This is a genomic window from Kitasatospora sp. NPDC056273 (assembly GCF_042268845.1).
Lineage (GTDB): Bacteria > Actinomycetota > Actinomycetes > Streptomycetales > Streptomycetaceae > Kitasatospora.
Genome location: NZ_JBHJSJ010000007.1, coordinates 1 through 12,735 on the forward strand (window position 1 = coordinate 1; position 12,735 = coordinate 12,735).

Here is a 12,735-nt window from a genome sequence, read left to right on the forward strand (position 1 = left end):
GGCGGGGGCGGTCCGCGCCGGCCGCGCCGGGGGCGCCGGCGGGGCGGCCCGCGGCCGCGCCAGCTGGGCCAGCCCGCCGGCCGCGAGCAGCAGCGCGCCCCGCCGGGACAGCACGCGGCGGGGGCGACGTATGGCGGCGGGTCCGGCGGGGCCGGACGACGGGGCGCTCAGAGCCGGACCACCCCGGAGACCGGCATGGCGGTGACGCTCTCGTAGCGGACCCTGGCGCCCGGGCGGGGGGCGTGCACGATCACGCCGCCGCCGGCGTACATGCCGACGTGGTGCATGTCCCGGTAGAAGATCACCAGGTCTCCCGGTCGCGCTTCGGACAGGCTGATCCGCTGCCCGGCGTACGCCTGGGCCTGCGAGGTGCGCGGCAGGGTCACTCCGGCCTGCCGCCAGCTGTAGTACATCAGACCGGAGCAGTCGAACGCGTGCGGGCCGGTGGCCCCGTAGACGTACGGGGAGCCGATCATCCGCACCGCGGCGGCCAGCGCGGCCGCCCCGCGCTCGGAGGCGGGCGGGGCGGTGCCGAGGTCCAGCCGGTCGGTGCCCCGGGTGGCGCGCTGCTCGGCGTCCCGGGCGTCCTGGACCGCCAGCCGGGCCCGCTCGACGGCGCCCAGGCCGTTCAGCAGCTTCTGCGCCCCGGCCAGCCGCTGCTGGACCTGCTGCTTGCTGTCGGCGAGCGAACGCCGGGTCCGGTCCAGCTCGGCGAGCTTGTCGGCCGCCTCGGTGCGGCGCTGGTCGAGCCGGCGCTGGCGGGTGATCAGCTCGTGCAGGGTCTCCTGCTGGCGCACGGCGGCCTGGCCCTGGGTGCGGGCGCGGGCCAGGTAGCCCTCCGGGTCGGGCGAGAGGATGAGCTGGGCGGTCTGGGTCATCCCGCCGCCGCGGTACTCGGCCCCGGCCACCATCGCCAGGTCGCCGCGCAGCCCGTTGAGCTGGTCCTGGGCGAGGGCGATCTCGCCCTGGAGGATCGTGGTCTCGCCCTGGAGCCGCCGCTGGGCCTCCTGCGCGGCGTTGAACCTCTCGGACGCCTGCTCGGCCTCGTCGTACAGCTGCTCGACCTGCGTCTTGACGTCCTGACGGTCGCCCGGGTCGGGGCTGGCGGGGGCCGCCTGGGCGCTGCCTCCGGTGGCCGCGCCCAACGCGGTGGCGGCGGCCGCGGTCAGCACCAGCGCCCGGGTGAGCAGTTGGGAACGGCGGTGCACGGGCATGGCGGCAGCGGCTCCAATCCTGCGGCGCGGCCCCCGCCGCCGCACCGGGACGGGCGGCCGTCGAGCGGGAGTCCGGTGGCAGACGTTAGCGAGTCCGGGCAAGCGAGTCCAAACCCCTCCCAACCCGAATATTCACTCCCCAATCGGACATCAGATCGAGCCGCCGGAAAAGCCGCAGGCCCGGCCTCCCCTGGGGGAGACCGGGCCTGGAGACGTCCGAGCGGGGATCAGACCCGCACGATGCCGGTCAGCGGCATGTTGGTGACCGCCTCGTAGCGCACCGACGCGCCCGGCTTGGGCGCGTGCAGCACCTGGCCGTTGCCGGCGTAGATGCCGACGTGGTGGGCGTCGGTGTAGAAGATCAGCAGGTCGCCGGGCTGGGCCTTGGAGAGGTCCGTCCCGAGCCGGGTGCCGGCCGAGGCCTGCGCCTGCGAGGTGCGCGGCAGCGACACGCCGGCCTGGTTGTACGCCCAGACCATCAGACCGGAGCAGTCGAAGGAGCCCGGGCCGGTGGCGCCCCAGACGTACGGGCTGCCGATCTTGGAGGCGGCGGCGGACAGCGCGGCGGCACCGCGCGAGCTGCCGGGGGCCACGTTCACCGGAGCGGTGGTCGTGGGGGCCGAGAGGCTGCCGCGGCTGTTGTCGCGGGAGGCGCGGTCGGCCTGCTGCTGCTGGGCCTGGGCGGCGTCGGCCTTGGCCTTCGCCTCGGCGGCGGCCTTCTCCTCGGCCTGGCGCAGCGCCTGGCGGTCCTGCTCGGTCAGCGTGTTGAGCAGGTCCTGGGCCGCCTTCAGCTTGCCCTGGACCTCGTCCTTGGAGGCCTTCAGCTGCTGGGTGGTCGACTCCAGCTCGGCGAGCTTGCCCTGGGCCTCGTTGCGGTCCTGGTCGAGCTTGCGCTGCTGCTCCTGGAGCTCCTTCAGCTGACCCTTCTGGGTGCTGCCGGCCTGGTTCAGCGCGTCGGCCTGGCTGAGGAAGCTGTCCGGGCTGGAGGAGAACATCAGCTGGACGGTGGGGGATATCCCCCCGTTGCGGTACTGCTCGCCGGCGATCTCGGCGAGGCCGCCCTGGAGCTCGGTGACCTGGGCCTGCTGACGGGCCACCTGGTCCTGCAGGCCGGAGACCTGCTTCTCCAGGTCCTGCTGCTTGGCCTGGGCGGCGTTGTAGTTCTCGGTCGCGACCTCGGCCTGCTCGTTGAGCTGGTCGACCTGCCCCTTGACCTGTTCCTTGGTCGGCTGCGGGTCCGCGTGGGCACCCTGCGCGGAGAGGACGACGGCTGCGGCGGCGACGCCGGTCAGGATCGAGACCCGGGCGCGGCCGGCGGGCTTGGGACGACGATGGGACGCCACGAAGGCGGACTCCTTCTTCCTACGGCCGCCTACCGGGTGAGCTGACGGGTTCGGGCCGGAAGCATGCCCTACGACGCCTCACGGCCGTTCCACCGGCCGACCTGGCGCCGATTCACCCCGGAGGAACGTGGTTCCCCGGCTCCGCTCCGCAGCGCCCCCTACCACTGGGCTCCCCTGTCGGACAGTCGCTTCGACCTGTCCCGCTGCCTTGCGAACTCGACGGTAACCACCGCCGCCACCCTGGCTGGGCGATCGACAGTGCGGTGGTTCGGAGCATGACCCTAGTAACTGAACCGTGATCGGTTCAAATCCTTGTCAGAAAAAAGACAGAAGATTACCCAAGTTCCTTTGTGAAAATGACCGATGGTGACCATTGACGCACACAAGGCTGATCGGTTCTCACCATGTGGTCGTCGAAGGGCCGGAAACCCGAAACGCCACCCCGGACGGGGGTGGCGCTTTTCACAGGCCCCCGCGGAAGCCCCTCGGGCGTGTCGGGCCGTCAGACCCGGCGGATGGTGTTGATCGACATCGCGTCGGCCTTCATCACCTTCACCACGTCACCGGTGTGCGGCGCGTGGACCACCATGCCGTTGCCGATGTACATCCCGACGTGGTGCATGTCGGGGCCGTAGATCACCAGGTCGCCCGGCTGGGCCTGGTCCAGCGAGGGGATCCGGGTGCCGTAGTGGCCCTGCTCCTGCGAGGTGCGCGGCAGCGAGACGCCCGCCTGCCCGTACGCCCAGACCATCAGGCCCGAGCAGTCGAAGGTGGTCGACCCGGTGGCGCCCCACACGTACGGCGAGCCCTGCTTGCTCATCGCCTTGGCCAGCGCCGTGGCCGCGTAGCCGCTGGCCGGCGGCAGGCTGCCGAGGTCGACCCGGTCGCTGCCGCGCGAGGCGCGGTCGTCCTGCGCCTGCTGGGCCCGCAGCGCGGCGCGGTCGGCGGAGCTCAGCGAGTTCAGCAGGTCCTGGGCGGCCTTCAGCTTGGTGTTGACGTCCGACTTGGCCTGGTTCAGGTCCTTGGTGGTGGTGTCCAGCGAGGCGAGGACGGCGGCCGCCTCGGTCTTCTCCTGGTCCAGCCGGCGCTGCTGGTCCAGCAGCCCCTTGAGCGCCTCGGCCTGACTGGTGCTGGCCTGCTGGACGGTGGAGGCCTTGTCCAGGTAGCCGGACGGGTCCGAGGAGAGCATCAGCTGGACGGACGGGTCGATGCCGCCGCTGCGGTACTGCTCGCCCGCCACCTCGGCGAGGCCGCCCTGGAGCTGGGTCATCTGCTCCTGGCCGCGGGCCACCTGGTCCTGCAGCTGGTCGGCCTGCTTGCGCAGCTGGTCGGCCCGCTCCTTGGCGCCGTTGTACTTCTCGGCCGCCTGCTCCTGCTCCTCCTGGAGCTGGTCGATCTGCGCCTTGACGTCCGTCTTGTTCGGCTGCGGCGCGGCGTGCGCGGCCACCTGGGCGGAGAGGGCGACCGCGGTCGCAGCGGCCGCGGTGAGCACGGAGATCCGTGCGCGGCTCGGCTGCTTGGGACGGCGGTGGGAGGCCAAGGGACCGGCTCCTTCTTCCAACGGGCTCACCTGATGGGATGAGATTCCGGAAAATAGGTTTGACGCCAGACCCTAGTGAAGATCTATCCGTTTTGCCACTCCCCCGAAGGCGTGAACTCCGGTCCCCACACTGACTTCACCGGACTCGCACAATGCTCCGAAACAGGCCCTGACCAGGCATCATGCGAACCTCCCCGGGTTCAGGGCCGGGCCAGCCGGTTCAGCAGCAGCACCGACGCCACGGGGCGCGCGCCCGCCTTCCGCACGCCCTCCGCGACCTCCCGGTCGGTGGACACCACCACCACCGGACGGCCCTGCGGCTCGGCCCGCACCAGACGGCGGATCAGCTCGTCGGCCGTCTCCCCGGTCCGGCTGAACCGCACCCGGACCCCGCGCGGTGGCGCCATGATCACCGGGACGTCCAGGTCCTGCCCGTCGAACACGCAGGTGACCTCCGCCTGGGTCCGCTGGGCCAGCATCGCCAGCCCGCCCAGCAGCCGGATCCGCTGCTGCTCCAGCGGCAGCGTCGGATAACCGGTCTTGGTCACGTTGTAGCCGTCCACCACCAGGTGCACCTGGGGGATCGCCAGCAGCTGGTCCAGCAGCGCCGGATCGTCCTCGGCCAGCCCGCGCCGGGCCACGTCGTGCGGCGAGGCCGCCCCCGGCACCACCGCCTCCACCAGGTCCGCCGGGCGGATCTGGGCGACCGGCAGCGCCAGCTCCCGCTGGAGCCCCTGGGCCGACTGCAGCACGGTGTCCAGCAGCAGCCGCAGCCGCATGTCCTCCACGCTGCGCCCCTCGCGGGCCGAACGGCGGCCCTGCTCGGCCGCGTTCTCCAGCTCCAGGACCCGGTGCCGGAGCCGGCGCGCCTCGCTCTCGGCCGCGCCGCGCTCGGCCGCGGCCTGCGCCTTCAGCGCGTCCAGCTCGCCGGCCACCCGGCGGGTCTCGGCCTGCGCCCGGCGGGTGTCGCTCTCCAGCGACCGCACCCTCTTGCGCAGCGACTCGGCCTCCCTGCGGACGCCGTCGGACTCGGCCCGCTGCCGGTCCGCGTCCGCCCGCGCGGAGGCCCGCACCTCGGCCAGCTCGGCCTGCAGCTTCTCCACCAGCCGGACCGCCTCCGCGGCCGCGTCCTCGGCACCGGCCCGCTCGGCCTCCTCGCCGGCCTCGGCCACCAGCCGGCTCCAGCCCGTCGAACGCACCAGGTAGGCGGCGGCCGCGACGTCCATCGGATCGGCCGCGCTCGGGACGGTGCCCGACTCCAGCGCCTTCACCAGGTCCGGCTGCCCGAGACGCAGCCGCTCCGCTATCCGCACCCGGAAGGCCGGCTCCGCCTCCAGCGCCGCCGCCAGCGCGGTGGCCGCGTACTTGGCCCGCCGCGCCGGGGTGAACTTGACGTACTGACGCAGGCTCTGCGGGAGCTCGGCCGGCGGCACCCCGCCGAGCGCGTCCGAGGCCAGGCCGACCACCCGACGGCGCACGCCCTCGGGCAGCGGCCGGTCGAGCTTCTCGACGGCGCGCTCCGCCGCGGACCCGGAGGCGCCGTCCGCCGTCCCGGCAGCCTCGGCCGGGGCCTCGGCCGCAGCGGGCTGAAGCCCCTGGGCTGCGCCGGGCTCCTTCGCTGCGTCCACCACGTCCTCGGCTCCGATCCTGGTCCAGCGGGGCACGGCCGCGGCCGCCCCCCGTCGGCACGCTCCGTGCGTCCTGTTCTGTATTGTCCCGTGCGGCGCGGGCGGGTGCGCCGCGCACCCACCCCGCCGCCGCGGCGGGGATCAGCCCTGGTCGGCGGGGGCCTGCGTCTCCTCGGCGCCCGGACGGGCCACCAGCTCGACCTGGTCCACGGCGTTGCACCAGCGGCAGCGCACCGACTCGACGGTCTCGCTCAGCACCTCGGTCTCCTCGACCTTGGACTCGCCGGCCAGGTCGAAGTGCAGGAACTCGGTCACCCGCGCGGTGCGGGTCACGTCGAAGCGGGTGAGATTGCCGCACAGGGTGCAGCGCCAGCGCGTCTCGGCGGTCAGAGCGGGGACGGTCATCGGGGGTCCTCTCGGGTGGTCCCTGGGTGGGGCAGGCGCTCCCCCCGGAGCCCCGGCGTCGGCGGCGGGAGGCGGGAATGCCCGCCCCAAGCCTATTGCCTGGGGCAACCGTCGCGACCACCGGTTGCCTGAACACCCGGGCTAGTCCACCTGCCGTAAACCGCCGTGTCACCTGCGGCGCCCGGAGGGATGCTTGGCCGCATGGCGCTCGCGGTCCCCGACCACACCGCCGCCCGGGGCGGCCGCCCGGCGGCGACCGCCCCCGTGGTCAGCTACGCCCTGATCGCCCTCAACACCCTGGTCTTCCTGCTCGGCCCGGCCGCGGGGCTCAACCCGCTGTACGGCACCGGCCAGGCCCGGGTCTGCGCGGAGCAGCGGTACGAGCAGCGCTGGGGCGCCGTCCCGGCCGAGGTGCTGGCCGGACGGCCGCTGACCGCCGAACAGCTCGCCGAGGCCCCCGACCCGGTCCCCGGCTGCCCGGCCGCCCCGACCCCGGGCAAGCGCCCGGCGCTGTCCGTCCTCACCGGGCTCTTCCTGCACGCCGGCTGGCTGCACCTGCTCGGGAACCTGCTCTTCCTCCAGGTCTTCGGCCCCACCGTCGAACGGCGGCTGGGCCGGGCCCGGTACGCCGTCTTCTACCTGGCCGCCGGCAGCCTGACCACGTACGGCTTCGCGCTCGCCGAGGCGCACTCGCCGAACTCCACCCGGGTGCTCATCGGGGCCTCCGGGGCGATCGCCGCCGCCCTCGGCGCCTACCTGCGCCTCCACCCCCGGGCCCGGGTGACCACCCTCGTCCCGCTGCTGTTCTTCCTGCCGCTGCGCTTCCCGGCCTGGCTGGTGCTCGGCCTCTGGTTCGTCCTGCAGTGGTGGTCGGTGCACGCGGCCGGCCCCGGGGTGGCGTACCTGGTCCACGTGATCGGCTTCTCGGCCGGGTTCCTCTACGCCTGCACCGTGGTCCGCCACCCCCCGCGACGACCGGGCTGACGCCCGATACGCTGGCGGCACCCCACAAAGGAGCCCGAACTGTGATCACCGCCATCGTCCTGATCAAGACCAGTGTCGACCGCATCCCGGAGATCGCCGAATCCATCGCCGCCATCGACGGCGTGAGCGAGGTCTACTCGGTGACGGGGGGCTACAACCTGGTGGCGATGGTGCGGGTGCGCCGGCACGACGACCTGGCCGAGGTCATCCCGGGCCGGCTCAACAAGGTCCCGGGCGTGGCCCACACCGAGACCCAGATCGCCTTCCGCACCTACTCCCAGCACGACCTGGAGGCCGCCTTCGCCCTCGGCCTGGACGAGTAGCGGTCAGCCCTCGGCGCGCCGGCCCCGCTCGACCTGCACGGTGGCGACGCAGCGCCCGCCCTCGTTGCGGTAGTTCCACGCCGCGCCCTCCGTGACCAGCTCCCGGACGGCGGTCAGGAAGCGGTCGACGTGCTCGTCCGGCGTCCCGGCGCCGAAGCTCACCCGGATCGCGTTCAGGCTGCGCTCGCCCGGCAGCGACGGCTCGGGCGCACCACACTCGGACGGTGCCTCGTCCTCGTCGCCCAGCAGCGTGCGCACCAGCGGGTGGGCGCAGAACAGGCCGTCGCGCACCCCGATGCCGTACTCGGCGGACAGCGCGGCGGAGAAGTGCGAGCTGTTCCAGTCCCGGACGACGAAGGACAGCACGCCCACCCGGGCGGAGCCCTCGCCGAACAGGTTCAGCACCTTGACCTGCGGGATCTCGGCCAGCCCGGCCGTCAGCCGGGCGATCAGCTGCTGCTCGCGGGCCTCCAGCCCGTCGAAGCCGGCCTCGGTCAGCGCCCGGCAGGCCGAGGCGATCGCGTAGGCGCCGATGACGTTCGGCGAGCCGGCCTCGTGCCGGGCCGGGCCGGTGTGCCACTGCACGGCCACCGAGCCGTCGGCCTCCCGGGCCACCGTCCGGGTCGCCCCGCCGCCGGCCAGGTACGGCTCGGCCGCGTCCAGCCAGTCCGCCCGGCCGGCCAGCACCCCGGCGCCGAACGGCGCGTAGATCTTGTGGCCGGAGAAGGCGATCCAGTCGACGTCCAGCTCGCGCACCGAGACCCGGTGGTGCGGCGCCAGCTGGGCGGCGTCCAGCACCACCCGGGCGCCGTGCCGGTGCGCGGTCGCGGTCAGCTCGGCGACCGGCCACAGCTCGCCGGTCACGTTGGAGGCGCCGGTGACGCAGAGCAGCTTGGGGCCCTCGGGCGCCTCGGCGAGCGCGGCGTCCAGCGCGGCCACCGCCTCGGCCCGCGAGCGCGGCGCCCGCAGGTAGGTGACGTCCAGTCCGGCGTGCGCCCAGGGCAGCAGCGAGGCGTGGTGCTCGGTCTCGAAGGCGAACACCCGGGTGCCGGCCGGGACGGCGGAGGCCAGCAGGTTGAGCGAGTCGGTGGTGGCCCGGGTGAAGACCACCTGGTCTCCCTCGCGCAGGTCGAGGAACTCGCCGACGGTGCGGCGGCTCTGCTCGAACAGGTCGGTGGACAGCTGGGAGAGGTACCCGGCCCCGCGGTGGACGCTGCCGTAGTACGGCGCGTAGGCGGCGACGTCGTCCCACACCCGCTGGAGCGCCGGCGAGCTCGCCGCGTAGTCGAGCGCCGCGTAGCCGACCTTCTCACCGCTGGCGAGCGGGACCTGGACGTCGGCGCCGAGGACGGCGAGCGGGGTGCGGATTTCGGTGGCCAGAGACATGGGGATGCACTCCTTCTGGGGCAAGGGACCCCGGGAGTGCTAGTCGTCGGGCGTCCGCGCTTGTCGCACGGACGGCTTGCCGTGACGACCCGGTCCTCACCCAGGGCACCCCGCCACGGACGGAGGGTTGCCGGACAGCCAGCTGGGGCTTGGCGCTGTCACTCATGACCTGGCGAAGACTCTAGGCCGGGTCCACCGGGTGGTCAAACGGGCATCCAGCATCCGGACAGCACGGGAGCCCGCGCCGGCGTACCGGCACGGGCTCCCCAACTGCCGCCTCAGGCCCGGCTGGTGGCCTCCGACCAGCGCCGCAGCAGGTCCTGCGCGGCACCGGAGTCGATCGCCTTCGCGGCCCGCTCCATGCCGGCCGCCAGCTGCTCGGTGAGCGGCGCGTCGCCCAGCTCCAGCGCGACCAGCGCCGCCGCCGTGTTCAGCAGGACGGCGTCCCGCACCGGCCCGTGCTCGCCGGCCAGCAGCCGCCGCGCGACCTCGGCGTTGTACGAGGCGTCCGCCCCGCGCAGCGCCTCGATGCCGACCAGCTCGATGCCCACGTCCCGCGGGTCGAAGGTGGACTCGGTGACGACCCCGTCGCGCACCAGCCAGACCTGCGAGGTGGTGGTGATGGTCAGCTCGTCCAGCCCGTCGTCGCCGCGGAAGACCAGCGCGGTGGCGCCCCGCCGGGCCAGCACCCCGGCGATCAGCCCGGACAGCCGGGTGTCGAAGCAGCCGATGGCGTGCGCGGTGACCTTGGCCGGGTTGGTCAGCGGGCCGAGGATGTTGAAGGCGGTCGGCACCCCGAGGTCGCGCCGCGCGGTGGCGGCGTGCCGCATCGAGGGGTGGAACTTCGCCGCGAAGCAGAAGGTCAGCCCGACCTCCTCGGCCACCTCGGCGACCCGCCGGGGGGAGAGGTCCAGCGCCACCCCGAGCTTCTCCAGCACGTCCGAGGAGCCGCTGGTCGAGGAGGCCGACCGGTTGCCGTGCTTGACCACCTTGGCGCCGGCGGCCGCCGCGACGATCGCCGACATGGTGGAGATGTTGACGGTCTTCGCCCGGTCCCCGCCGGTGCCGACGATGTCCACCGCCGGGCCGGGGATCTCCAGCGGCTCGGCGTGCGCGTACATCGCGTCGACCAGGCCGGCGATCTCCTCGACCGACTCGCCCTTGGCCCGCAGCGCGATCATGAACCCGGCCACCTGGACGGGGGACGCCTCGCCGCTCATGATCCGGTCCATCGCCCACGCGGTGGACGAGCGGTCGAGGTCCTCCCCCTGCAACAGTGCCGCCAGGAGGTCCGGCCAGGTGCGGACCACCTGCGCGGGGTCGCTACCGCCGTTCGCAGGGTTCACGTTCACCATGGCTGACTCCAGCTGTTGTCGGTTCCCCGCTCCGGGGACGTCCGTACGGATGGAGCCAGCCTATCGAGCGGAGCGCCCGCTTCTACCCCTGTCTTTCCTACTCCTGGCGCGGATTTCAGCGGACGGCCGGAGTCCGCTTCGCCAGCCGGTCCCGCAGCAGGGTGGCGACCGCCCCGGCCAGCGCCACCGGCTCCACCGGACGGGAGATCGCGGCGTCGGCCCGGCTCCAGGCGGCCAGCCAGGAGTCCTGCGGCCGGCCGATCAGCACCAGGACCGGCGGGCAGCCGTAGATCTCGTCCTTGAGCTGGCGCCCGAGGCCCAGCCCGCCGGCCGGGACGGCCTCGCCGTCCAGCACGCAGAGGTCCACTCCCCCCTTCTCCAGTGCCTTGAGCACCGCGGGGGTGGTCGCGCACTCCAGGTAGGACAGTTCCGGAAGGTCCTCGGCAGGGCGGCGGCCGAGCGCCGTCAGCACCTGCTCGCGGGTGTTGCGGTCGTCGCTGTAGACGAGGACGGTGAGCGTCTCATCGGTCGTGTACGCCATGGGCCCTGCTCCCTCAAGTGTGATCCGGACCACGTTCGCCTGATCCGGATGCTACTCCCGATCACCCTCCGCCGAGTCCCCCTCGCGCACGTTCCTCCTCAAGCCGCCGCGCCCCGGACTCACCCGCCTGGAGGACGGCCCGTCACCCGACCCCGCCCGGTCCACCCGTACGGCTCACCCGGACGCCCTCCCCCCTACCTCCCTCGGCTACTCCGACCGTGCACCGGCGCGCCGGGCAACGGGGTCCAGGCTCCTCCGAGGAACCATCAGAAAAGGGACACGCCGCTGCTCACCCCCCGTACGGGCACCCCGTCGCCCCCCAAGCGGGCATACCGCACGCACCGGACACTCCGAGGGACACCCCCCGACGTGAAGACGGAATAAGGGACCGACATAATGTCCGTCGTGGCGACAGCAACAGCAGTAGAAACCGGGCACGCGCACGGATCGGTCAACCGGCCGAACATGGTCAGCGTCGGAACGATCGTCTGGCTCAGTTCCGAGTTGATGTTCTTCGCGGCCCTCTTCGCGATGTACTTCACGCTCCGCTCCGTCAAGGGGCCGGAGTTCTGGACCGAGAAGGCCCACGCCCTCAACGTGCCCTTCTCCTCGGTCAACACCACGATCCTGGTGCTCTCCTCGCTGACCTGTCAGCTCGGCGTGTTCGCCGCCGAGCGCGGAGACGTGAAGAAGCTCCGGGCGTGGTTCATCCTCACGTTCGCCATGGGCGCGGTCTTCATCGGCGGCCAGGTCTTCGAGTACACCGAGCTGGTCAAGAAGGACGGCCTGTCGCTGTCCTCCGACCCGTACGGCACGGTGTTCTACCTGACCACCGGCTTCCACGGGCTGCACGTGACGGGTGGTCTGATCGCCTTCCTGCTGGTCCTGGGACGGACGTACGCAGCCAAGCGCTTCACGCACGAGCAGGCCACCGCCGCGATCGTCGTGTCGTACTACTGGCACTTCGTCGACGTCGTGTGGATCGGCCTGTTCGCGACCATCTACCTGATCAAGTAACCAGCTGATCAGGTCGCTGGCCACCGGCTGCGGCCCCCGCCCTCACCGGCGACGGGCCGCTTCTGCCGGTGCCGACGCTCCCACCGACCGACCGCGCGCGCAGCCCTAGACAGGCAGCCTCGTGCCGGCCAGACCGGCCGCCGGGTGCACCCACCAGTCGACCAGATCCTGACACCGGGGTTATTCCGTGAAAAAGCTCTCCGCACGACGGCGCCACCCATTGGCGGCGCTGGTCGTCCTACTTCTCGCCCTGGCGGCAACCGGGGGGCTGTACGCCGCGTTCGCGCCCGCCGACAAGGCGCAGGCCGACGTCGCCGCGCAGTCGCTCGCGATCGATGAGGGCAAGAAGCTCTTCGCCGTGGGCTGCTCCTCCTGCCACGGCCTGAACGGCCAGGGCAGCAGTGACGGTCCGAGCCTGGTCGGCGTCGGCTCCGCCGCTGTCGACTTCCAGGTCGGCACCGGCCGCATGCCGGCCCAGCAGCCCGGCGCCCAGGTCCCGCGCAAGAAGAACATCTACTCGCAGGCGGAGATCGACCAGCTCGCCGCCTTCGTCGCCTCCCTCGGTCCCGGCCCGGTGACCCCGACGGAGGAGCAGTTCACCTCGACCAACCCCGAGGACGTCTCCAAGGGTGGCGAGCTGTTCCGCACCAACTGCGCCCAGTGCCACAACTTCGCCGGCCAGGGTGGTGCCCTGACCAAGGGCAAGTACGCCCCCTCGCTGGAGGGCGTGGACGCCAAGCACATCTACGAGGCCATGCAGACCGGCCCGCAGAACATGCCGTCGTTCCCGGACACCACCATGCCCGAGGAGCAGAAGAAGCAGATCGTGGCCTTCGTCCGCCACACCACCAACGATGAGCCCAACCCCGGCGGTCTCACCCTGGGCAGCCTCGGTCCGGTGACCGAGGGTCTGTTCGGCTGGATCTTCGGCCTCGGCACGCTCATCGCGGTCGCGATCTGGGTCGCCGCCCACACCACCAAGGCCAAGAAGTCATGAGC

At 72.8% G+C, this 12,735-nt stretch carries 12 protein-coding genes and 2 riboswitches; of the genes, 4 read left to right on the forward strand and 8 right to left on the reverse strand.

Annotated features, from left to right (window positions below):
• Positions 1-167: 167 nt before the first annotated feature.
• The 5 genes from ACFCY1_RS08655 to ACFCY1_RS08675 all read right to left on the reverse strand — a co-directional run bounded on the left by ACFCY1_RS08655 (position 168) and on the right by ACFCY1_RS08675 (position 6,130).
• Positions 168-1,214: a C40 family peptidase gene (locus tag ACFCY1_RS08655; RefSeq protein ID WP_049651827.1), complete on the reverse strand. Its 1,047-nt coding sequence runs from the start codon at positions 1,212-1,214 to the stop codon at positions 168-170.
• A gap of 227 nt (positions 1,215-1,441) precedes the next feature.
• The gene (locus tag ACFCY1_RS08660; RefSeq protein WP_049651828.1) at positions 1,442-2,557 is read right to left on the reverse strand and encodes an NlpC/P60 family protein; all 1,116 of its coding nucleotides are present in this window, start codon (positions 2,555-2,557) and stop codon (positions 1,442-1,444) included.
• A gap of 10 nt (positions 2,558-2,567) precedes the next feature.
• Positions 2,568-2,721: riboswitch (cyclic di-AMP (ydaO/yuaA leader) on the reverse strand.
• Positions 2,722-3,059: 338 nt separating this feature from the next.
• A complete protein-coding gene (locus ACFCY1_RS08665) occupies positions 3,060-4,097 on the reverse strand; it encodes a C40 family peptidase (protein WP_049651829.1) in 1,038 nt (345 codons plus the stop codon).
• Positions 4,098-4,297: 200 nt separating this feature from the next.
• A complete protein-coding gene (locus ACFCY1_RS08670) occupies positions 4,298-5,728 on the reverse strand; it encodes an NYN domain-containing protein (RefSeq protein ID WP_375874017.1) in 1,431 nt (476 codons plus the stop codon).
• A gap of 138 nt (positions 5,729-5,866) precedes the next feature.
• On the reverse strand, positions 5,867-6,130 hold the full coding sequence (locus ACFCY1_RS08675; RefSeq protein ID WP_049651830.1) for a hypothetical protein: 264 nt from the start codon (positions 6,128-6,130) through the stop codon (positions 5,867-5,869).
• A 201-nt stretch (positions 6,131-6,331) separates the two neighbouring features.
• On the opposite strand from ACFCY1_RS08675, the gene ACFCY1_RS08680 reads away from it, so the two are divergent.
• Both ACFCY1_RS08680 and ACFCY1_RS08685 read left to right on the forward strand, forming a co-directional pair.
• Positions 6,332-7,114 (forward strand): rhomboid family intramembrane serine protease, encoded by a 783-nt coding sequence (locus tag ACFCY1_RS08680; RefSeq protein WP_049651831.1) that lies wholly within the window; start codon positions 6,332-6,334, stop codon positions 7,112-7,114.
• A 41-nt stretch (positions 7,115-7,155) separates the two neighbouring features.
• Positions 7,156-7,437, forward strand: coding sequence for an Lrp/AsnC family transcriptional regulator (locus tag ACFCY1_RS08685; RefSeq protein WP_049651832.1), 282 nt, complete (start codon positions 7,156-7,158; stop codon positions 7,435-7,437).
• Between the two features lie 3 nt (positions 7,438-7,440).
• On the opposite strand, the gene ACFCY1_RS08690 is transcribed toward ACFCY1_RS08685, so the two are convergent.
• The 3 genes from ACFCY1_RS08690 to ACFCY1_RS08700 all read right to left on the reverse strand — a co-directional run bounded on the left by ACFCY1_RS08690 (position 7,441) and on the right by ACFCY1_RS08700 (position 10,719).
• Positions 7,441-8,823, reverse strand: coding sequence for an aminotransferase class V-fold PLP-dependent enzyme (locus ACFCY1_RS08690; RefSeq protein WP_049651833.1), 1,383 nt, complete (start codon positions 8,821-8,823; stop codon positions 7,441-7,443).
• Positions 8,824-8,874: 51 nt separating this feature from the next.
• Positions 8,875-8,993: riboswitch (SAM riboswitch) on the reverse strand.
• A gap of 108 nt (positions 8,994-9,101) precedes the next feature.
• A complete protein-coding gene (gene trpD, locus ACFCY1_RS08695; protein ID WP_107086441.1) occupies positions 9,102-10,178 on the reverse strand; it encodes an anthranilate phosphoribosyltransferase in 1,077 nt (358 codons plus the stop codon).
• A gap of 115 nt (positions 10,179-10,293) precedes the next feature.
• Positions 10,294-10,719 (reverse strand): hypothetical protein, encoded by a 426-nt coding sequence (locus ACFCY1_RS08700; RefSeq protein ID WP_049651834.1) that lies wholly within the window; start codon positions 10,717-10,719, stop codon positions 10,294-10,296.
• Positions 10,720-11,115: 396 nt separating this feature from the next.
• Here ACFCY1_RS08700 and ACFCY1_RS08705 point away from each other — a divergent pair, with 396 nt between their 5' ends.
• The gene (locus ACFCY1_RS08705) at positions 11,116-11,736 is read left to right on the forward strand and encodes a heme-copper oxidase subunit III (RefSeq protein WP_049651835.1); all 621 of its coding nucleotides are present in this window, start codon (positions 11,116-11,118) and stop codon (positions 11,734-11,736) included.
• 187 nt (positions 11,737-11,923) lie between these two features.
• On the forward strand, positions 11,924-12,733 hold the full coding sequence (locus ACFCY1_RS08710) for a c-type cytochrome (RefSeq protein WP_049651836.1): 810 nt from the start codon (positions 11,924-11,926) through the stop codon (positions 12,731-12,733).
• Positions 12,734-12,735 lie beyond the last annotated feature (2 nt).